This is a genomic window from Pedobacter sp. NJ-S-72, from assembly GCF_053890575.1.
Genome location: NZ_CM132681.1, coordinates 2148504 through 2168807, shown reverse-complemented (window position 1 = coordinate 2168807; position 20304 = coordinate 2148504). Strand labels below are relative to the sequence as shown.

The following is a 20304-nucleotide window of genomic DNA, read 5'->3' as shown; positions in this document are numbered from 1 at the left end:
ATGTATCTTTATTTCTTTCAGGAAAAAGAAGTAACCCTGAAAATGGCTAAAGCACTTAGGTTATATTTGGGATACCTGCCGAAGCATTTTTACCAAAAGCATTTTAGATTTAAGCGTGATAATTAACGCATAAATCTAAAATGCTGAATATTAATTTTATCCTTTTGTACCGGTAAAAGTGATCACGCCTGTCGCTGGAACCATTACTTCAAAAATTCCATTTGCTTTTACAGTTATAGGAGCACTATTCTGCCATCTTGTACTGCTTCCGGTAGTTTGATAAGAGTTCAGGATACCTGCACTGAATCCGTCTAAACTAATTTTACAGATCACAGCTTGCTGACCAGGATTAATTGCAACCACACTGAATTTACCAGTCACAGGATCTTTGTAGGCAGATACTTTCAAGGTTGAGTTATTTTGCATTTTTGAATCAAAACGAATATAACCCGGACGGATAGCTTTTGAAAACTGTCCCATTACATCATAGGTTTTAGGGAATTCCAGACTGCCGTCACCATTAGTCCCAATCAGGGATTCATTGTTTTTGATGGCCAGCATACCCAACCAATAGACAAAAGCATTGACATTACATTCTGCCAGAAATTTATGCATACTCGTTGCCAATTTCAAACCACCGGTAATTGTTCCATCGTAAGTACCACCATCATCAGAGGTTTCAGTTAGCCAGACAGGTTTATTGCCAGTACTAAAAGTCCATGGTTTTGGATTCTGATTTAATCCTCGTTTTCCTAAAATAAGATCACCTATTTCTACATAGCCGTGTCCTGCCAGAATATCAACATTACTTTTGTCCATTCCTGATAAGAAAGAATTAGCAGTTCCCCAGGCGGCATTTTCAGAAGCAATAATCTTTGTTGAAGTTAGTCCGGCAGTATTTAATGCAGGGCGCAGATTGTTGGAAACAAATTCGCCAAGATGTTTTGAATCCCAGTAAGAAGCATCCCAGTCCGAAAATATATTTTCAGGCTCGTTAGTTGGTGAGATCGCATAAAAATTAATTCCCTCGTTTTGATAGGCCTTTGTAAACCCAGATAGGTAACGGGCAAAATCAGTTGAACAGCATTTGAAATTAAGTCCGTTAAAATTTTTACCACTTTCACTATCCGGATTCGTTTTCATATAAAGAGGAGGCGTCCAGGCACTGGCAAAGATGATAGGTAACTGGTAGCGCTCTTTTGCTTTTTTTAATATCCAGAGCTGGCCAATCTGTTCCTTTTGATCATCAGTAAGCTTTTTGTATTCTGCACCATTTACATCCATATCAATGTCCGAACCAGCAGGTTTAATGGTTACTACACCACTTTGTTTGTCAAAGGGATAACTACGAATGATTTTCCCACGGATGATAGTCATTTGTAAACCTGTTTCTCCCCAGAGATAATTCATGATGCTATCCCGTTTAGGAGATTCAAAGAAAGGGGTAATCCGGCCGCCAAATGCACCAAAGCCTTCGATTTTCTGGTAAGTTTTATTCCAGGAGAGTGTAATGTTCGCGGTATCTTTTGCAATTTCTACCGCATCATTTTTTACATTGTTAAGCTTTTGCTGAAGCTGAACATTTTCTTTTTTACAGGATAATGCCAATAATACGGGCATGATCAGAAACAGAGTTGATTTGTTCATGGTTAAATAATTGTTTTTCAAGTATCAATGATTGTTATTAATTGAATATTAAGATAATAGAAAGGAATCAGATTTTGTCTGATCAAAAGGCCATTATTTCTTGCCTGATATTAATTAATTGCATTGTTAAGCTCTGATAAAATGTGTAAGCTTGCATTCCATGGAAATTCAAAGGAAGCTCAGGCCTGTTATGTTTGTCGGAACCTCATCTGATGTAGGTAAAAGTGTGATTACTGCCGGATTTTGCCGGATCTTTAAACAAGATGGTTATTCACCAGCGCCGTTTAAAGCGCAGAACATGTCGCTGAACAGTTATGCAACACCCGAAGGTTTGGAAATTGGCCGTGCACAGGCCGTGCAGGCAGAAGCAGCCGGTATACCTTGTCATACAGACATGAACCCCGTGTTGCTTAAACCAACAAATGATCAGACTGCGCAGGTAATTCTCAATGGGAAATCTATAGGTAATCAAAGTGCGAAAGAATATTTTTTATCCAATGACCGTACCGAACTGTTTGAAGAGGTTAAACGGGCGTGGCAAAGATTAGCCTCCCGTTATTCCCCAATTGTAATGGAAGGAGCGGGAAGTATCTCGGAACTGAATCTCAAAAAGCGGGATATTACCAATATGAGGATGGCAATAGCGGCTGGGGCAGCAACCTATCTGATTACAGACATTGACAAGGGCGGTATATTTGCCAGTCTTTATGGAACAATGGCTTTGCTGGAACCCGAAGAAAAGGCCTGTATCAAAGGTATTATCATTAATAAATTCCGTGGTGATGTGGATCTCTTTCAAGATGGAAAAAAGATTATAGAAGATTTATGCGGAGTGCCTGTAATCGGGATTATTCCTTATTTCAGAGATATTTTTATTGAAGAGGAAGATGCGGTTTCGCTGAAATTAAAGCAAAATCAACCTGTAAGTGGTAAAGTGAATATCGCAGTCGTATTGTTAAGCAGGATGTCTAATTTTACAGATTTTGACCGTCTGGATAAAGACAGCAGAGTCAATTTATATTATACCCATACCAGGCAGGGCATTGCCGGGGCGGATATTGTTATCCTGCCTGGTAGTAAAAATACAATTGAAGATCTGATCGAACTCAGGAATAACGGGCTTGCTGATGCAATTACCCGAAGCTCACCAGTGTGGCAAAACGGTAATTGGGATTTGTGGAGGATATCAAATGATGGGGCAATTTATCAGAGATCCTCAGCAGATAGAATCAGCTGCGGGAGAAATTGCTGGATTAGCTATTTTACCCGTAGAAACAGTCTTACTTAATGGAAAGACGACCAGGCAATGCCATTTTACTTATAGAGATTTTTCTGAAATTTGTATCGGATATGAGATTCATATGGGCGAGACAATGGTGCATGGCATAAATAAACCGGTAGCTTTTTTAGATGGAAAGCAAACAGATGGTTATTTTTTATCAGAAAAGTGCTGGGGTTCTTATTTACATGGGATTTTAGATAATCAGGTTGTTATCAATGATTTGGTCGCTCCATATACCGACTTACAAGTAGAATACGTAGATTATCTCGAATTCCGTAGCGAACAATATGATAAGTTGGCTGTATTATTAAGAGAAAATCTGGATATTGACCAGGTATATCAGCAAATAAAAGATTATCAAATGTTTCAGGGACACGGGGATGACGGGTATTTACACAGGCAAAAAATAGCAGCCGATTTTAGTACAAATGTTTGGTATGGGGGAGCGCCGTCTGGTTTGAAAGAACATCTTTTTGCGCAATGGGAAAACGTACAGCGTTATCCCGAAGTACTTGCAGAAAGCCTGACAGAGAAGATTGCTATATCCTACGGTTTCAAAACTGAAAATATACTGGTAACTAATGGAAGTACAGAAAGTATTTACCTGGTTGCACAGGCTTATCAAAATAAAAAAAAAAACAATCACTATCCCAGCCTTTGCAGAATACGAAGATGCTTGTAAAATGTTTGGACATCAGATCAGTTTTCTGAACTGGGCAGAACTGGAAATGGGATTAAAGGCCGGTACTGAGGTGCTGTTTATCTGTAACCCGAATAATCCAACCGGAGCTGTATTTACAGACCTGGAATCCTTAATACAAAAACATCCTGATGTTTTATTTGTTGTCGTCGATGAAGCTTTTATTGAGTTCACATTATCTCTGACTTCTGTGATTGCCCTGATTGAAAAATACGATAACCTGGTTGTTTTACGCTCAATGACTAAAGCGTATGCCATTCCTGGTTTGAGACTAGGTTATATCGCTGCAAATGCAGTGCTGATTGAACGGTTAAAAGCTTTTAAATTGCCCTGGGCAGTGAATGCAATGGCAATAGCCGCCGGACATTTTATCTTTGATCATTATAAAACGATACAAATCCCACTTCCACAGTTATTAGTTGATAAAGCAGGTTTTGTAAAAGATCTTGCAAATACTCAGCTGACTGTTTATCCAAGCCATACCCATTTTTTTCTTGCCAGTACAAATCTGCAAACTGCAGCAGTATTAAAACAGTTTTTACTAAAAGAATTTAATATATTGATCCGTAATGCGGATAACTTTAGAGGGCTTACCGATAAACATATCCGTATATCGACTTTGAGTAAGACTAAAAATCAATTGCTGATCAATGCTTTAGCTGAATGGAAACATATATAATTATCGTTATTCCCTTACTTGCAGGTTATCTGCTCGATCTGATATTCGGTGATCCTGAAGGCTTACCGCATCCTGTTAGATTTTTCGGAACCTTGATTTCTTTTGCTGAAAAGCATCTTAATCAAGGTAAATTCCTTTTTATTAAAGGAATGCTCATGGCATTGGTATTATGTTCAGCAACATTTTTATTCTTTTATAGTGCTATACATTTTATGCTGAGCCATAGCGTGCCAGTCTATTTCCTTTTCGCTACGGCATTTGTTTACTACGCTTTAGCAAACAGAGGTTTGATTACAGAAGGACAACAAGTCTTTGATGCACTAAAATATAAAGGACTGGAAGCGGGGAGAGTCCGTTTATCCAGAATCGTAGGGCGTGACACTTCAAATCTGGATGCACAGCAAATTCGTGTTGCTGTATTTGAAACGATGTCGGAGAACCTGAGTGATGGAGTGATTGCACCTTTGTTTTTTTACTTTGTAGCTGGTATACCTGGAATGCTTACCTATAAAATGATTAATACCATGGATTCTATGGTTGGGTATCGTAATGACAGATATGAGTATTTTGGCAAATTTGCTGCCCGTCTGGATGATGTCGCAAATTTCATTCCTGCACGTATTACCACTATCCTGATGCTCATGGTTACCTTTAGTATGAAAGGCTGGCAATCTGTGATGAAATACGGTCATCAGCATAAAAGTCCTAATGCTGGTTATCCGGAAGCGGCATTGGCCGGAATTTTGGATGTTCAGTTTGGCGGTCCAAATGTTTATCATGGAATTTTGGTTGATAAACCGCTTATCGGTAGTAACAGCAGGGAAATCAAACATGAAGAATTTAAAATGGTAAGCAGTATTAATCAGGGTGTCTGTTTAATCATGGTATTATCAATTACTATTTATTTCTTTCAGTTATAAATTTGTTTGTTCTGTATGATCAATCCATCCCGAAAATATATCATCAGCGGAGGCCCTGGTTCTGGAAAATCAACATTGATTAGTGGGTTGCAACAGCAAGGATATTTTTGTTCTGAAGAAGTATCCAGAAAAATGATTATTCAGGAAACCACAAAGGGATCATTTTGTCTGCCCTGGATGGATATTTCTTGTTTTTCTGCAAAAGTATTAGAAGGAATGCTTGCTTCGTGGAAAAGTGCACCAGCAGATAAACTTGCCTTTTTTGATCGTGGAATTCCTGATATTATCGCTTATCTGGACGTTGCCCAAATTAATTTTGCAGCAATATATGATGAAGCTTTAAAGCTTCATCCGTATCACAAGCAGGTTTTTATCCTTCCTCCCTGGGAGAAGATCTATGTTCACGATAGTGAACGCTGGCAAACTTTTGAAGAAGCTACGCTCATTAATGACGCGATCAGAAACGCTTATAAAACGCGTGGATTTGAGCTGATAGACGTACCAAAAAACTCAGTCTCAGAGCGCATTGCATTTATCCTCGATTTTATCTAGGTTTGCAGTCTTAAGGCTGCATTTTATTTAAGACCCTGTTTTTTATAATTAAACAGAAATAAAATGCTTTAAGGGAATACCGGTGTAATTCCGGAACAGTCTCCGCTGCTGTAAACCTCGTTGGAAAATTACTGTAAAAACCACTTTCGTAATGAAGGGAAGGTAGTAATTTGAGGAAGTCAGAAGACCTGCCTTATCAATAGTTATTAAATGCTTTCGGAAGAAAGGCTAAACTTTATGATGAGAAAAATAAAATATTCGTCATTCAGTGGAATATTCCCCTGTTTGATAGTTTCCCTGTTGCTGATTACCTCATGCAAGCAGAACCAGTCTGGTCAAAAACATACCTCAGCAAAAACGGGCAGTGCAGAAATAAAATACGCCAAAGGCTTTAATATCGATTATTATGATAATTATAAGCTGGTTAGTATTTATTCGGGCATGGGAGCTCATGCAGATACAGCGCAATACGTTTTACTCGCTAAAGGAGCAAAGGCTCCGGAAGGATATAAAAAGGCACAACTCATAGAAATTCCCGTTAAAAGTTTAGTAGCAATGTCATCGATGCATATCGCATTGGCTGATTTCGCAGGAGCTGCAAATGCAATCACTGGTTTGGGAAGTTTGCAATATGTTAGTTCAGAAACTGTAAGAAAAAACATCACTGCTGGTAAAGTAAAAGAAGTTGGAATAGACGGAACCATGAATGACGAAGTGCTGATCAGCATGAAACCAGGTTTGGTGATGGTTATGGGAAGCCCGGACGCTAAATTCAGTAAATATGAGACACTGACTGGCGCAGGTGTACCTGTAATGCTCAATTCCGAATGGTTGGAAACTACACCTCTGGGCCGTGCAGAATGGGTTAAACTGATGGCTGCATTGATGGATAAAGAGGCATTGGTCAATACTAAATTTGAAACCGTAGAGAAAGAATATAACCGTTTGGCCGAAATAGGAAAAAAAGCATTAATTAAACCATCTCTAATCTGTGGTATGCCCTTATAAAGGAACATGGTATGTCCCTGATGGAGATAGCTATATGGTGCAGTTTCTTAAAGATGCAGGCACATCTTATAAATGGGCTGATATCCATGGAAAAGGTAGTTTGCCCCTTAATTTTGAAACTGTAGCTCCAGTAGCTCTTAAAGCTGATTTCTGGCTGAATGTAGGAACTGTAGATACCAAAGACGATATTAAGGCAATAGACAACCGTTATATAGAATTCAAACCTTTCAAAGACGGTCATATCTTTAATTTTAATAAAAAAGTGAACGATATAGGTTCTAATGATTATTGGGAGTCCGGATCGGTTAACCCGCAAATAGTATTAGGTGATCTGATCAAAATTTTTCACCCTGAATTGTTACCGGATCATCAGCTCGTTTATTACAAGCAATTGAATTAATTCTTTAAGAAATTGAACAAAATAAAAGTTTCAGTACTGCTGTCCATATTATTGGTAGCTTTTCTGCTTGATGTAGCCCTTGGTTCCGTCCATATTCCGTTGAAGGATGTGATTAAGGTTTTATTTACCTCCGATTCTGGAAATGATACCTGGGTTTATATCATCGAAAAAATCAGGCTGCCGAAAGCACTGACAGCAATAATTGTAGGTTGTGGTTTATCAGTAAGCGGTTTACAAATGCAAACACTTTTCCGGAACCCTCTTGCAGGACCTTCAGTTTTAGGAATAACTGCTGGAGCGAGTCTGGGAGTAGCCCTTGTCATGCTTTCTGCTGGTAGTATCACGAGTTTATATACGATTAAGGAATTAGGTATTTCAGGAAGCTGGCTGATTATTGTAGCCTCCTCATTCGGTGCAGCTCTGATTATGATACTTATTGTGTCAATTTCTTCGTCCTTAAAAGACAATGTTATTGTACTGATAGTGGGTGTAATGATTGGTAATATCACGCTTTCAGTAATCAGTATCTGGCAGTACTTCAGTTCTCCCGAGCTGATTAAGGATTATCTGCTCTGGACTTTTGGTTCCCTGGGCGGTGTGACAGGTGGTCAGCTTACAATCCTTGCCGTCGTCGTTTTTGCTGGTTTATTGATTTCGTTTTTGTCTTCAAAACTACTTGACGCTTTATTGCTGGGTGATAACTATGCACGGAGTATGGGACTGACCGTCAAACGCGCACGTATATTGATTATTGGCAGTACAAGTATTTTAGCTGGAGGTATTACAGCTTTTTGTGGCCCAATAGGTTTTATAGGTATAGCTGTGCCACATTTAGCGAGAGCTTTATTTAATACTTCAAGTCATCGTATCCTGATTCCGGCATGTTGCCTGATCGGAACCGTACTGATGCTGATTTGTGATATTGTTGCACAATTGCCAGGAAGTCAAACTGTTTTGCCTATTAACGTGATAACAGCTTTGGTAGGTTCACCAGTAGTGATCTGGATTATTGCAGGGCCAACTAAATTAAGAGGATTCTAATGGCTGCGCAAACCTCATTACTTCATACCTCAGGCTTAACAATTGGTTACCAGGCAGGAAAAAACAAGACGAAAGTTATTGCCGGGCCTTTAGATCTGGAACTTCATGCGGGGCAGCTGATTTGTTTATTGGGGCCAAATGGCTGTGGTAAATCTACTTTACTCCGGACGATATCGGGATTACAACATCCGCTGAAAGGCGAAATTATACTGGATGGTAAGGATCTTAAAAAGCTCAAGCCTGCACAGGTTGCTAAAAAAATAAGTTTAGTACTGACTGATAATATGAGATCTGGTAACCTGGATGTCTATTCACTTATTTCTCTTGGCCGTTATCCTTATTCCGGGTGGTTAGGTATACTGACTGCGCAGGATAAACAGATTATTGACCAGGCAATCAAAGCGACACATACTGAAGCTTTTTTAGGTAGAAAGATGGATAGTCTGAGCGACGGGGAATGTCAGAAGGTAATGCTGGCAAGGGCAATGGCTCAGGATACGCCACTAATTATATTAGATGAGCCAACTGCCCACCTTGATTTACCCAGCCGTATTCAATTGTGCGTTTACTGCATCAGCTGGCTAAAGAAACAAATAAAGCAATTTTGCTGTCTACACATGAACTTGATCTGGCCCTACAGGTAGCAGATCAAATCTGGTTAATGAGCAATGGGGGCCATTTGGATGCCGGATTGCCGGAAGAACTGGTTTTAAATGGTTCATTTCAGCATGCTTTTGACAAAGATGGGATTGCATTTGATGCAGCAACCGGAACCTTCAATATTCATTATGCCGGGAAACGCAGTATTAAAGTAATAGGAGAAGGAGTTGCTGCTTTCTGGACTAAAAAAGCATTGGTCAGAAATGGCTTTTATATATCCTTTGCAGAAGAAAATAACCTGGTCGTTTCTGTTTCTGGTGAAGGGTCTGAATTTATTTGGACAGTACAACAAAATAATAAGCACACTACCTATACTTCACTGCTTGGATTTCTTTCTGCACTGTAGTTTTTTTATCCTAAACCCGATTACACACCAATATTAAAATATATGAATAAAAAATTACCATTATTATCATTTAGAAACCTGCTGATAGGTACGGTTTTATTAAGCAGCCCTGCATTAGCGCAGGAAAAGAAAACGGATTCTGTTAAAACCAATGCACTTGACGAAGTAGTGGTTACTTCCTCGGTTCTTCGTCACTTTTGGTGAATTATGCTGACTTTGTGAGAACCATTTTTCTCAACAACTGAAAGCCTGCCCTGCCGTACATTTTTCTTTTGATGTTTTTGATTCGGTTTACCTGTCCTTCAACTTGTCCGTTACTTATAGTTGTTATCACTGCATTATTTACCGCCTCGTAGTCCTTCATTAGATTTTTGGCAAAGTTCTTCAGTCCACACTCAGATTTTAGCGCCTCCTCAATCCATTTTTTCAGCATTCCATCCTCCTTGGCAACAAAGAGATGTTTAAAGCCTTTTACCAGTTGCTCCATTTGTTTTATCTGTGGTAGTTTTTCAAATAGTAATTTCAAAAAGTCTTTGTCATCATTTCCCTTAATGGTCTGGTTCCATATATAGCATCAGAGACAGCCTGGTAGGCGACCAAGTCTTAATCGGCACCGGATAAAGAGGTTTTAATCGAGGGAGCGATTGGGTGTTATAAAGATCATTCATCTTAGCGCAAAACTGCGTGTACTTTCCGTTAAATCCCATCTGCATTATGGTTTTATGCAGTTCCCGGTACGTTTTATTCCTATTATGTTCCTGCAAAAGAAAATCTAGGAAAGCTTCCAGATTGGTTGAAGTCCTGGATTGTCTTTTCCCAAGCTGTTCCATGAGTATGTACTTCCTGACCGTTCCTCGTGCCAGTTTTGTGGTTCTAGCAATTTGCTTTATAGCAACACCATTGCTGCGTAGCTCTTTAACTTTCTCGAACTTATGTAGCCTGTCAACGCTAATATTAGCGGTTGAGACGTTCGGTTCTGTAATTTCCAGCGTACCTGGAGCTGGTTGTTCAAGTTCAACTGGTGTAGAAGTTCCTCTTTTCGGATCATTATAAAGGGTAAATATTTCCCTCAATTCTTTTCCTTTTGATTGAAAGATCCTCTTGGTTGCTTCTCCAAGGTTCATCAGCAAATGAAAGCGGTCTGCAACCTGGCTGGCAGCAGGTGCGCCAGTTTTCACGCCTAAAGCGTATGGACCGTACCGGTCTCTCGAAACTATTTTTATTTCCGGATGCTTCCTGAGCCATTCTGCAAGAGTACCTGACTCTCGGTCAGGCAGCAAGTCTATTACTTCTTTTCTTTCTAGATCAACAATAACAGTTCCGTAAGTCTTTCCTTTTTTGAATGCCCAGTCATCTACGCCGATTATACCAGATGTTAATGCCTTAGGCTGGATCTCAATCCTTTTGATCACACGCAATATAGTGGTTGGGCTAACAGGTACGCCAACATAGCGACTGATTGCAGCACCTGTATTTCCACCCAGCTCAAGTGCCATCCGCTTAAGAAGGTCATTCGAACGAACCATTCTTCTGTAGTAAGGTCTGATTTCACAATCGAAGCGTTCAGTAAATACTTTTCTCGGGCATACCGCATTATCACAAAAGTATTTCCTCGCTTTGAGCTTAACTTTGGCCATGTGTCCGGAAATAGGTAGATCTAAAAGGGTTCTGGAATACCTGCTATGGATTCTATTGCTTGTTTTGCCACAAATGGGACAAGCCGAATATTTTTGACAAACAGAAGTATGAATATAAAGTACTCCTGGTTCTGAATAGATTGTTTCAGCTTTTAGCTGTAAATTAGAAGGAAGGATAAACTGTGATATCATAAGACAATAGTATATTATAAAATTACACATATATTATACTTATATTTGTCTTTATTAAAAGAAAAATATAGTGGGAAAATCTGTATTAAAAGTTCAGCGATCGGAAGCTGGAGAGATAAAGAAACTATTAAATACAAATGACGCTTACACTGTAGGTGTAAGGTTATATTTGGTATACCTAGTTGCTTTAGGTCATTCAAGTAGGAAGCTATCTGAACTTCATAATATAAGTTTCAAGCAAATAACCAATTGGGTACATAGATTTGAACAAGAGGGAATTGAAGGCCTAAAAGATAGAAAGGGACGTGGCAGACGTAGTGCACTATCAGATGAACAGTTAGACAGGATTAAAGAACTGGTGCTAAAAGAAGCTCCGGAGAAATACGGCTTTCAATCAGAAAAATGGACAGGACCGCTATTGGCGCAATGGATCAAGAAGGAATACGGCTTGGAATATCAAAAAGCACAGATATACAATCTTCTAGAAAAAGCGGGAATCGCCTTTAAAAAAAGATCTGGACTAGTTTTAAAAGTGTAATTATTTAATAAACTTTCACCAAAAGTGACGAAGAACCACTTCCTCAAGAACTGAAGTGAAAAGACGTCATGTGCCTCAGAGTATGACGGTAATTACGAAGTCTGTAATAGATATGACACCTGCTCAGGAAGTAACAGATTTATTAAAAAAGAATTCATCCGTAAGTATTATACAGTATATCCGGGATTATCTTCTGGTATTGGTATACGTGGTTTCAGGCCACAGGCAAGTGGCTTAAACCAACGTTCGCTATTGTTAGTTGACGGTCGTCCGGCGGGTACAGTAAGTATTTCAACTATCAATCCTTCTGATATTGAGCGTATTGAAGTGCTTAAAGGACCTGCTTCTGCTTTGTATGGCTCATCTGCTATGGGGGGGGTAGTGAATATCATCACTAAAAAATCATCCGGTGATATACATGGAAATGTATTCGCAGAATACGGATCTTATGAAACCACTAAACTAGGTGCTGCTGCAGGTGGAAATATCAGTAAGAAACTCGATTTTGATTTATCTTTTCTGAATTTCGACAGAGCTAAAAACATGAAGTTGGGTAAGGGAAATGTATTTAGAAAGATGCTGGGTGCAAACACTGCACTTTATAACTATACAAGCGGACCTGTTGAAATGGATGATAAGCGTTCTGATGGTTTAAGACGTGACTATACAAAGCTGAACTATATAATTCAGGAAGCTTAAGATTGGGTTATCAGTTTGACGCTAACTGGAGACTGGATGTAAGAGGGGAGCGTTTTGCTGCAAAAAATGTAGAATCGCCAAGTGATATATTTTTCGGAAACGGACAGCCAAGTACAAAAGACATTGAACGCCATAATGAGGAGGCTACAATTTCCGGTAACATTGATCAGCATCATTTAACGCTGAAAGGATATACTTCACAGGAGAACAATTTAAACAATACACTTCTCCCTGTAAATGGTCTTCTAGCTCCTTATGCTTCTTATAAAAGCTCTACCAGCTGGAAAGGTATACAGGCAAAAGATGCTTATCAGTTAGGAAATCATAGTTTGGTTTTTGGTCTGGATTATAGCAATGCATCCACAAGTTCACAATCTTTTAATTCAGATGGTTCTGAATCAGCCCCATATTCTCCAAATTACACGCTTTCTTCTGCTGCGGGATATATTCAGGGACAATTCAACTTTCTTGACAATAAATTAGTAATTAAATCCAGGTGTACGTTTAGACCTGATCACTTATAATGTGAAGCAAACTCCATTATTAACAACTTACGCCGGAGGTAAACAAACCAATCCCTTTTTTAGTCCAAGTTTAGCAGCTCAGTACGCGGTGAGTAAGCTGTTTACAGTACATGCAACTACAGGACGTGCATTTGTGACACCGGATGCTTATAATGTAGCTGGGTACTCTGAAAAAGTTAAGGACGGTAAGGCTAGTGTGATCCAGGGAAACCCTGATCTGAAAAATGAGAATAGTATTTCGTGGGATGCAGGTTTAAGGTTCAACAAACCTGAATGGGGATTGACTGCTGATTTTACTTACTATAATACTTATATAAAAGATAGAATTACAACTAAAACGACTGTACCTGTTCCAACAGAAACTACTCCAAGTGGTTTTCCTATAGGTACCCGTATGACTTATGTTAACGCTAATAAAGCAAATATAAATGGTTTTGAAGCTGAATTTGCATGGGATTTTGGAACATTGGCGGCGAAAGATTATTCTTTAAAAGTTTTTGCAAATGCAACGAAATCATCAAAAGCCAAAGAGGTTACCATATTAGCTGATGGTACTGAATCAACTAAAGATATTTACAATGTACCAAACTTTACTTCAACTTATGGTTTTGAGTTTAATAACCTGAAAGGACTAGATCTTAGGTTGAGTGGCAGATATGTAGGGAAACGTAAGGATACAGATTTCAATGATTCTAAATATCCTGAAATTGTTTATCCTGAGTTTATGGTGGCTGACTTTGCAGCTAGCTATACCTATAGGACCAGACATACAGTTACATTCATGATGAATAATATCACAGATGAAAATTACTATGAGAAACGCGGTTTTAATCTTGCCGGAAGAAACTTCTCATTGAGATATAACATCAGTTTCTAAAACAGTTTTTGTAAAAGGAGGTACAATGCGATCGTATTGTACCTCTTTTTGTTTATAGCTTTTCAATTTCTTCAATTGTAAGTTTCTGTAAACCGTGCAATTTTAACAAAGTCAAAATTTTCTAATTTCATTTTCTTTGCTATTTCAATAGAATTTTGACGTATACCTTTTTCTAAGCCCTTTTCCATGCCCTTTTCTAAGCCCTGTTCTAAGCCTCTCTCTGCGGCATATTCAATAGTACTTTCGTAATCTGCTTTATGCATCAAACTTGATTCGTATAGGAATTGTTGTTCTGCTGATAGTCTTCCCATTTCTGCTATTTTAAATATTTTTTGAAAAATACGTTTGTCCAGATACTTAGGAATCTGATTCAAACTGTGCATGTGTTTAAGCATATACACCCATTTGTCCAGTTCATTTTCCAGTTCACCTTCTTTTTTGTCAAATTTAGGCAGTTCCAAAAACTTAAATCCCAGTCCATTGTGGAATATTTCATTAGTACTCGTATTAACCAGCGAAATACTTTGGAGATAATGGTCTTCCAATCCTCCTTTCATTTTAAAATCGAGTATAGCGATTAGAAATACCTCTTTTAGTTTGACTTTCCAGTTGCCCTGGTTGCCTGGCAGCTTTTGCTGGTGTATGAGCCTGCTTAAATAAAAAATACACCTGTCTGCAAAATTATCATGTGCTGCCCGTTGCATTTCTACGATAAATTGCTCCCCATTCGTGCCCGTACACAGTAAGTCAAAGCAAACCTTTTTATGATCTTCATCATTACCGCCATACTCAGTCGGATTGTATACAATATCTGTAATGTGTTTCTCTCCTTCAAAAAGCGCATTCAAAAAGTCAATCATGACTTCTTTGTTAGGTTCGCCACCAAAAAGGTGTTTAAAACCAAAATCTGATAGTGGATCAATGTATTTATTTATTTTCTCTGACATAATTCAATTGATTTATGCCCAACTTAATCTCTTTTTTTATTTAAAAGGTAATAAATATCTTTATTGTGAATAATTTGTTTTGTTGTATTTTGAATCCTGCATAAAAAAACCGCTCAGGTCATTTGACCCAAGCGGTTTCAACACAGCAAGATCAGACCTATTTTAAATAGACCAGCTGTGCAGCTGAAGTACTTAAGCCAGCTGTTTTGATATGTACTATACCACCTTTATCAACCGAGTCAAAATAATAACCAACTAAAGCTTTGTCAAAACTTTCTTTGCTCACATAACCTTTAATACCTTTTCCATTCACAGAAACTTTTGCAGGTAATTTAGCTTGGTGAATATCAATCAAATATACCCGGTTTAGATTACGGCCCTTAAAGTCTCCTCTGGAAGCATTAATCTTAACGTTCACACCCGTACCAGCATCTACTTCTAATAAAGTTTTAGAGAAAGCCCCATTGCGGTGCTCACGTGTCAGACCATCATCTTCATACAGATCAAAAGAAGATTTTTGGAAAGGATAGATATCCAGTGTAAGGCTGTCAGTTTTCTTTTCACCATCATAATTCATTGCTGGATACATAGGAATAATCGCTCCTTCCTTAACAAATAGAGGGAGTTTTTCCAGCCCTGCCTCTAGTTGTTCAGCCAGGTATTTCCCTGATAGGTTTTGCCGCTCCAGTAGTCGGACCAGTTGCCTTTTGGCAGATAAATACTATCTCTTTTTGCTTCACTTTTATAAATAGGGGCAACTAATAAAGAGGCGCCATTCATAAACTGGTATTGTGTCTTTTTATCGCGTGTTACCGGATCTTCAGGATATTCCAGAACCATGGCTCTGGAAGCAGGTACCCCCGTTTCATAAGCTTCCTCACATAAAGTGTACATGTAAGGTGTCATTCTCATTTTAAGCTGTAAATATTTTCTGTTGATGGATGCAAACGGCTCATCAAAATTATAAGGTTGTTTGTCTTTTTTCGACCAGCCACTCATCACCATTAAAACAGGTGTAAAACACTTCCATTGAAGATCTCTTACGTAAGTGGAATCACTCCCGCCAAAAATACCATCTACGTCTCCTGTTGCTGCATTTTGTGCAGACAGACCAGAACCAATGATAGTTGGAATATGGAAGCGCGGATATACTCCCAATTACCCTTCTGATCACCAGACCAGACTGTAGAATATCTTTGCGTTCCCGCCCAGCCCATTACGCTCCAGATAAAACCACGCGCATTACTATTATTTTCTATACCCTCATAAGCAGCTTTACAACCATCCAATGCATATTTATAACCTGGGCCAACCCATGCCACATCCAATTTCGCTAAGCGTGAACCAGCCTGACCAACCTCTTTTGCAATTTTATCTACGCCATTTTCTGTCCATAAACCAGTATAAAAACCACGTTTATGTAATTCAGTAATCGTAGAATCCAGTTTGGTATAACCACAACCATAACCATCATTTGGTAAAATCCATCCCCGGGGGAAGTTATTAGCTACATATTTATCTGCAACAAGTTTAATTACATCAGGCGTGGTTCCGGTGCTTCCGGTTCCCTTATAATTTTTACTCTCATTTCCTTTAGAACCCCGGTTATAGCAATTTGCATCACCTAAACTTAATGCCCAGCGCGGCATTAAAAATGGGCGGCCGGTAATTTGCGTATAACCATTTAATATCTGCTTTATGGATGGACCATAGAAATAGAAACAGTCAAAACGATTCTCATTGTGTGTAAATTGCAGATTTTCTTTAAATGAGTATTTGCCTACATCAAAAGTATTTCTGAATGCGCCATAACCTGCTGTTGAAAGATAGAAAGGCGCAGGATTTGCTCTTCCGCCATCATCCCATCCGTTACCTTTTTCAATCAGGATATCTTTATCACGGTGTGAAAAATAACCATTTTGCATTCCGCAACCATAAAAATATTCATCCGCATGACGTTTCATACTTTGTTTTGTATGTGCACCAAAAGATAGTGGTTCAGATTCTTCCCAAATGGCTTTGCTATCTGTTAGGTCATACATGGCAAAACGCAATGGGCTTTTATACACCCTAACCACACAGGCGGCACTTTTAAGTTGATAATAACCCCCCTTATCTACAGCGGTGACTGCAGGATTTTTTACTCATAGCTGACTACGATATCGTTAGCGGCAGGGTTGGTAAATTCGCCGTCAGGAGTCATCCAGATCCTGAAAATATCATCACTATAAAAGATTACTTTAAAGGCAGATAGACCTGCAGAGATGTTAAACTCATTTTTATCAGCTTTGAAAGCGGTCAGGTTTCCAACTTTAGTTTCTTTCGCATTGATTTTAACCAGCAGGTTATTATTGGATTCTTTTTCATCCTCATCATATTTTAAACGGAAATTTAAAGCATGCATAGGTCTGTCTGTCAAGTCTGTTGCAGGTAGATTAACCGTGATTTCTGCACCCGGTGCAATTCCTTTTTTACTTGCCGGAACCTCCGCCACAATCTCTCGTTTCCCATCCAGTTTACAAAAAACTTTAAATGCTGAACGAATTGTTTCAATTCCGCTGTTTTTTACAGTTACCGCTAAAACGTCGGTTTTAGTAAAAGTGTTTTCTTCTTCATTATGTGACGTTAAACGTCCAAGAGCAAGATCCTTTTTATAGGCTTCTGCCAGTTCAATATCATCAATCATCCAGTACCAGCTATAATAACCTTTCCAGTAAAAACGAAGATATACCTTAGGCTGGTTAGCTGCTGTTTTTGTAATGTTAAGCTCTTGGTTAATAGGTGTAAACATATCCTTGGCAGCTGGTGCGTTGTTCATCACATTATAATCAGTCCATTTGACACCATCAGTACTCACGCCAACAAATAAACCAGCCCCCGGAGCCGCAGACTCATTATTATATCTGAAAGTTTGCTGAAATCTTAAGATAACAGATGATTTGCCTGAGCAATCTATACTTTTAGTTTGCATCCAGGTGTCAGGGTGCCAGTTTTTTTTAATCCAGCGTGGCTGATCTTCATCTACAAAATAACCCGCTTGAAATTGAAGATGATATCCGCGGCTTTTTGAAGCTATAGGGGGTGCCTGCTGCTGATACTGATAAGAGCCCGGATAAGGTTGATTTGTGACCAGCCATTCAATGTTTTGTGTGCTTTGATCTACGTTTTTCCAGCCTTCTGGTAATTTGCCTGTTTTAAAGTTTTCTGACCAGAATATTTTAGGATCAGAAGCAGTTTTCTGCCCAAAAGATTTGCCGAAAAACAAAGCTGTCAGGGCACATAATATTAGTCTTTTCATCGTGGTTATAGCGTTCAGGATTATTTTACAATCCAAACCTAAACAATTGAAAAGCTAGATTTCAGCGCAAACGTTTGTTCAATTTACAACAAAGAATATTAACCTTGTTTTTTTAGAGCCTGTTTAGATTTTATTCATTAAAATTGTGTTGTAGATACAAGAACAAAACCAAATGAAGATATATACTAAAAAAGGAGATAAAGGAACCACGGGTCTTTTTGGAGGGAAACGTGTAGATAAGGATGATGTACGGGTAGAATGCGTTGGTACACTGGATGAAGTGAATTCTACTATAGGAATGCTAAGAGTAAAATTAGGGGATAAACATGAATGGCAAACTAATTTGCATAAAATTCAGAAAGACCTGATGGATATGATGTCACATCTGGCACGTCCGTCTGACGCCGCAAAAATTAATACAAACCCAATGCCGGTTGACGGCCCTGTGTTCTGCGAAACCTGGATTGATGAGCTTGAAAATGCAATGACGCATCCTTCTGATTATTTTATCCTGCCAGGAGGAAATGAAATTTCTGCACTTTGTCATATGGTGCGTACGCAAATGCGAAGAGGAGAAAGAAGATTGGTAAGTTTAATCAAAGCTGACGAGGTCGATGATACCATTCCTGCTTACATCAATCGTTTATCTGATTTGTTTTTCACCCTTTCGAGAGCTGAAATGGATAAAGCAGGTGTGGCAGAAGAAAAATGGCAGTTATTTCTTTATAAGCGGTTCAAGAATACAGATCCGGCATTAAAACCTTAACCATGCTGATTTTTATAACAGGAGGAGTAAGAAGTGGTAAAAGTGGTTATGCACAAAAACGTGCAAAAGAGCTTTGTGCTGTGCTGATCCGGTTTATGTGGCTACAGCCAAAATATGGGATGAAGATTTTCAGGAGCGGGTAACAAGACATCAGGGGGACCGGGGCCCGGAATGGACAAATTTTGAAGCTTATCGTGATTTGTACCTTTTGCCTTTACAAGGACGTCATGTCGTTATTGATTGTGTCACATTATGGCTAACTAACTTTTTTATGGACAGAGCTAATGATATTGAGCTGTCACTTTCCGATTTTAAGAAAGAAATTGACCAGCTGGTTGAAATTTCTGGTACTTTCATCATTATTTCAAACGAATTGGGAATGGGAATGCATGCGGATACACCAGTAGGACGCAAGTTTGCAGATCTGCAGGGCTGGGCAAACCAATATGTTGCAGCTAAAGCAGATGAAGCGGTATTTATGGTATCCGGACTACCTTTGTTTTTGAAGAAATAATAATTTACATTATAGCCTAATTTGATAACAATATATGATCTCTGAAGATTTAAAAGTATTAATAGATAATAAACTAAACCTCTGGGATCCCTGGGAATGCTGGAAGATCTCGCCTTACAGATAGGACAAGTATTTAATACCACAAACCCGCAATTAACTAATCCTCACCTTGTAGTTTTTGCGGCAGATCATGGGATTGCGAAAGAAGGGGTAAGTGCTTTCCCTCAGGAAGTAACCCGCCAAATGGTTTTAAACTTCTTAAGCGGGGGAGCTGCCATTAATGTTTTTTGCAGGCAGCACCAAATCCATCTTCAGGTAGTAGATGCAGGTGTGAATTATGATTTTGAAGAAAGTTTGCCTTTAGGCGAAGGAAAAATTGCTAAAGGCACGGCCTCCTTTTTACATGGCCCGGCAATGACGGTCTTTCAGGCAGAGCTTTGTTTGTTAAAAGGGGAAGCCGTAGTAGCAGAAATTGCTGCGAAAGGGTGTAATGTGATTGGTTTCGGAGAGATGGGAATAGGTAATACCTCGAGTGCTGCAGTATTGATGAGTTTACTTTGCGATTTACCAATCTCGGATTGTATTGGCAGGGGAACGGGTTTGAATGATGAACAGTTACTCAGAAAACAGGAAATACTGGAAAAAGCGATTGCGAACTATAAGGGAAGCAATGATGTCTTTAAATTAATGGCACATTTTGGCGGATTTGAACTGCTGGAAATGACTGGCGGGATGTTAGCGGCCGGGAAAAGGAAAATGATAGTTATGGTGGATGGGTTCATTGCGACAGCAGCGTATCTTTGTGCCTATCATATTGATCAAAGTATAAAAAGTAATGCAGTTTTCTGCCACGAGTCTGAAGAAAAAGGACATCGTTTATTGTTAGCACATCTGGATGCAACACCATTGCTCGGACTTCATCTCAGATTAGGAGAAGGGACTGGTTGTGCATTAGCTTATCCGCTTTTGAAAAGTGCAGTGAACTTCCTGAATGAGATGGCAAGCTTTCAAAGTGCAGAAATATCTAATAAATCCTGATGGAGCCTTTGAGGATTAAAAAAAAAAAACAATAAATAG

The 20304-nt window shown here is 38.9% G+C and carries 28 protein-coding genes, 1 pseudogene and 1 riboswitch; of the genes and pseudogenes, 20 read left to right on the top strand and 9 right to left on the bottom strand.

Translation table 11 applies throughout. The features are described from left to right. Window positions 1-156: 156 nt before the first annotated feature. Window positions 157-1647 carry a glycoside hydrolase gene (locus ACWYN3_RS14510; protein WP_456221780.1) on the bottom strand — a complete coding sequence of 497 codons (1491 nt, stop codon included), beginning with the start codon at window positions 1645-1647 and terminating at the stop codon, window positions 157-159. A 190-nt stretch (window positions 1648-1837) separates the two neighbouring features. On the opposite strand from ACWYN3_RS14510, the gene ACWYN3_RS14505 reads away from it, so the two are divergent. The 11 genes from ACWYN3_RS14505 to ACWYN3_RS14455 all read left to right on the top strand — a co-directional run bounded on the left by ACWYN3_RS14505 (window position 1838) and on the right by ACWYN3_RS14455 (window position 9439). Next, window positions 1838-2935 carry a cobyric acid synthase gene (locus ACWYN3_RS14505; protein ID WP_456221779.1) on the top strand — a complete coding sequence of 366 codons (1098 nt, stop codon included), beginning with the start codon at window positions 1838-1840 and terminating at the stop codon, window positions 2933-2935. Next, a complete protein-coding gene (locus ACWYN3_RS14500) occupies window positions 2838-3611 on the top strand; it encodes a hypothetical protein (RefSeq protein ID WP_456221778.1) in 774 nt (257 codons plus the stop codon). Before ACWYN3_RS14505 ends, ACWYN3_RS14500 begins: the two co-directional genes overlap by 98 nt. A 1-nt stretch (window position 3612) precedes the next feature. Further along, a complete protein-coding gene (locus ACWYN3_RS14495) occupies window positions 3613-4308 on the top strand; it encodes a pyridoxal phosphate-dependent aminotransferase (RefSeq protein WP_456221777.1) in 696 nt (231 codons plus the stop codon). Then, window positions 4293-5228, top strand: coding sequence for an adenosylcobinamide-phosphate synthase CbiB (gene cbiB, locus ACWYN3_RS14490; protein WP_456221776.1), 936 nt, complete (start codon window positions 4293-4295; stop codon window positions 5226-5228). Before ACWYN3_RS14495 ends, cbiB begins: the two co-directional genes overlap by 16 nt. A gap of 15 nt (window positions 5229-5243) precedes the next feature. Further along, complete coding sequence (locus tag ACWYN3_RS14485) at window positions 5244-5780, top strand: AAA family ATPase (protein WP_456221775.1); 537 nt, start codon at window positions 5244-5246, stop codon at window positions 5778-5780. A gap of 13 nt (window positions 5781-5793) precedes the next feature. Next, window positions 5794-5990, top strand: a riboswitch (cobalamin riboswitch). Between the two features lie 75 nt (window positions 5991-6065). Beyond that, window positions 6066-6788: a hypothetical protein gene (locus ACWYN3_RS14480; RefSeq protein WP_456221774.1), complete on the top strand. Its 723-nt coding sequence runs from the start codon at window positions 6066-6068 to the stop codon at window positions 6786-6788. Then, window positions 6772-7188 carry a hypothetical protein gene (locus ACWYN3_RS14475; protein ID WP_456221773.1) on the top strand — a complete coding sequence of 139 codons (417 nt, stop codon included), beginning with the start codon at window positions 6772-6774 and terminating at the stop codon, window positions 7186-7188. The genes ACWYN3_RS14480 and ACWYN3_RS14475 overlap by 17 nt, the downstream gene beginning before the upstream one ends. Before the next feature lie 12 nt (window positions 7189-7200). Beyond that, entirely contained in the window at window positions 7201-8229 is a 1029-nt protein-coding gene (locus tag ACWYN3_RS14470; RefSeq protein WP_456221772.1) for an iron chelate uptake ABC transporter family permease subunit, read from the top strand. Next, the gene (locus ACWYN3_RS14465; RefSeq protein ID WP_456221771.1) at window positions 8229-8873 is read left to right on the top strand and encodes an ABC transporter ATP-binding protein; all 645 of its coding nucleotides are present in this window, start codon (window positions 8229-8231) and stop codon (window positions 8871-8873) included. The genes ACWYN3_RS14470 and ACWYN3_RS14465 overlap by 1 nt, the downstream gene beginning before the upstream one ends. After that, a complete protein-coding gene (locus ACWYN3_RS14460; RefSeq protein ID WP_456221770.1) occupies window positions 8834-9235 on the top strand; it encodes a hypothetical protein in 402 nt (133 codons plus the stop codon). Before ACWYN3_RS14465 ends, ACWYN3_RS14460 begins: the two co-directional genes overlap by 40 nt. A 42-nt stretch (window positions 9236-9277) precedes the next feature. After that, a complete protein-coding gene (locus ACWYN3_RS14455) occupies window positions 9278-9439 on the top strand; it encodes a hypothetical protein (RefSeq protein ID WP_456221769.1) in 162 nt (53 codons plus the stop codon). A gap of 1 nt (window position 9440) precedes the next feature. Here the strand turns inward: ACWYN3_RS14455 and ACWYN3_RS14450 are convergent, their stop codons facing one another. Beyond that, window positions 9441-9761 carry a transposase gene (locus tag ACWYN3_RS14450; RefSeq protein ID WP_456221768.1) on the bottom strand — a complete coding sequence of 107 codons (321 nt, stop codon included), beginning with the start codon at window positions 9759-9761 and terminating at the stop codon, window positions 9441-9443. 22 nt (window positions 9762-9783) lie between these two features. Beyond that, window positions 9784-11064, bottom strand: coding sequence for an ISL3 family transposase (locus tag ACWYN3_RS14445; RefSeq protein WP_456221767.1), 1281 nt, complete (start codon window positions 11062-11064; stop codon window positions 9784-9786). A 70-nt stretch (window positions 11065-11134) separates the two neighbouring features. On the opposite strand from ACWYN3_RS14445, the gene ACWYN3_RS14440 reads away from it, so the two are divergent. Genes ACWYN3_RS14440 through ACWYN3_RS14420 form a run of 5 tightly spaced genes read left to right on the top strand, consistent with a single transcriptional unit; the run spans window position 11135 to window position 13702 of the window. Beyond that, complete coding sequence (locus tag ACWYN3_RS14440; RefSeq protein WP_456217022.1) at window positions 11135-11602, top strand: helix-turn-helix domain-containing protein; 468 nt, start codon at window positions 11135-11137, stop codon at window positions 11600-11602. Between the two features lie 55 nt (window positions 11603-11657). Beyond that, window positions 11658-11840 carry a hypothetical protein gene (locus tag ACWYN3_RS14435; RefSeq protein WP_456221766.1) on the top strand — a complete coding sequence of 61 codons (183 nt, stop codon included), beginning with the start codon at window positions 11658-11660 and terminating at the stop codon, window positions 11838-11840. Next, a complete protein-coding gene (locus ACWYN3_RS14430) occupies window positions 11759-12301 on the top strand; it encodes a TonB-dependent receptor (protein ID WP_456223015.1) in 543 nt (180 codons plus the stop codon). The genes ACWYN3_RS14435 and ACWYN3_RS14430 overlap by 82 nt, the downstream gene beginning before the upstream one ends. A gap of 2 nt (window positions 12302-12303) precedes the next feature. Further along, window positions 12304-12825 (top strand): hypothetical protein, encoded by a 522-nt coding sequence (locus tag ACWYN3_RS14425; RefSeq protein ID WP_456221765.1) that lies wholly within the window; start codon window positions 12304-12306, stop codon window positions 12823-12825. A 1-nt stretch (window position 12826) separates the two neighbouring features. Continuing rightward, entirely contained in the window at window positions 12827-13702 is an 876-nt protein-coding gene (locus tag ACWYN3_RS14420) for a TonB-dependent receptor domain-containing protein (protein WP_456221764.1), read from the top strand. A gap of 71 nt (window positions 13703-13773) precedes the next feature. On the opposite strand, the gene ACWYN3_RS14415 is transcribed toward ACWYN3_RS14420, so the two are convergent. From ACWYN3_RS14415 to ACWYN3_RS14390, 6 genes and pseudogenes are all read right to left on the bottom strand, one after another. Then, window positions 13774-14649, bottom strand: a complete 876-nt coding sequence (locus ACWYN3_RS14415; RefSeq protein ID WP_456221763.1) for an Rpn family recombination-promoting nuclease/putative transposase — start codon at window positions 14647-14649, stop codon at window positions 13774-13776. Between the two features lie 157 nt (window positions 14650-14806). After that, window positions 14807-15238, bottom strand: a complete 432-nt coding sequence (locus ACWYN3_RS14410) for a DUF5110 domain-containing protein (RefSeq protein WP_456221762.1) — start codon at window positions 15236-15238, stop codon at window positions 14807-14809. 53 nt (window positions 15239-15291) lie between these two features. Continuing rightward, window positions 15292-15807 carry a TIM-barrel domain-containing protein gene (locus ACWYN3_RS14405; RefSeq protein ID WP_456221761.1) on the bottom strand — a complete coding sequence of 172 codons (516 nt, stop codon included), beginning with the start codon at window positions 15805-15807 and terminating at the stop codon, window positions 15292-15294. Continuing rightward, window positions 15726-16298, bottom strand: a complete 573-nt coding sequence (locus ACWYN3_RS14400; RefSeq protein WP_456223014.1) for a TIM-barrel domain-containing protein — start codon at window positions 16296-16298, stop codon at window positions 15726-15728. The genes ACWYN3_RS14405 and ACWYN3_RS14400 overlap by 82 nt, the downstream gene beginning before the upstream one ends. Before the next feature lie 153 nt (window positions 16299-16451). Further along, a pseudogene (locus ACWYN3_RS14395) lies at window positions 16452-16769 on the bottom strand (hypothetical protein); the annotation flags it as partial. A 20-nt stretch (window positions 16770-16789) separates the two neighbouring features. After that, entirely contained in the window at window positions 16790-17947 is a 1158-nt protein-coding gene (locus ACWYN3_RS14390) for a hypothetical protein (RefSeq protein WP_456221760.1), read from the bottom strand. A gap of 172 nt (window positions 17948-18119) precedes the next feature. Here ACWYN3_RS14390 and ACWYN3_RS14385 point away from each other — a divergent pair, with 172 nt between their 5' ends. The 4 genes from ACWYN3_RS14385 (at window position 18120) to cobT (ending at window position 20265) form a co-directional block, all read left to right on the top strand. Then, on the top strand, window positions 18120-18713 hold the full coding sequence (locus ACWYN3_RS14385; protein WP_456221759.1) for a cob(I)yrinic acid a,c-diamide adenosyltransferase: 594 nt from the start codon (window positions 18120-18122) through the stop codon (window positions 18711-18713). Window positions 18714-18715: 2 nt separating this feature from the next. Continuing rightward, window positions 18716-18856, top strand: coding sequence for a hypothetical protein (locus ACWYN3_RS14380; RefSeq protein ID WP_456221758.1), 141 nt, complete (start codon window positions 18716-18718; stop codon window positions 18854-18856). Then, entirely contained in the window at window positions 18811-19227 is a 417-nt protein-coding gene (locus tag ACWYN3_RS14375; protein WP_456221757.1) for a bifunctional adenosylcobinamide kinase/adenosylcobinamide-phosphate guanylyltransferase, read from the top strand. The genes ACWYN3_RS14380 and ACWYN3_RS14375 overlap by 46 nt, the downstream gene beginning before the upstream one ends. Before the next feature lie 81 nt (window positions 19228-19308). Continuing rightward, window positions 19309-20265, top strand: coding sequence for a nicotinate-nucleotide--dimethylbenzimidazole phosphoribosyltransferase (gene cobT / locus ACWYN3_RS14370; RefSeq protein WP_456223013.1), 957 nt, complete (start codon window positions 19309-19311; stop codon window positions 20263-20265). Window positions 20266-20304 lie beyond the last annotated feature (39 nt).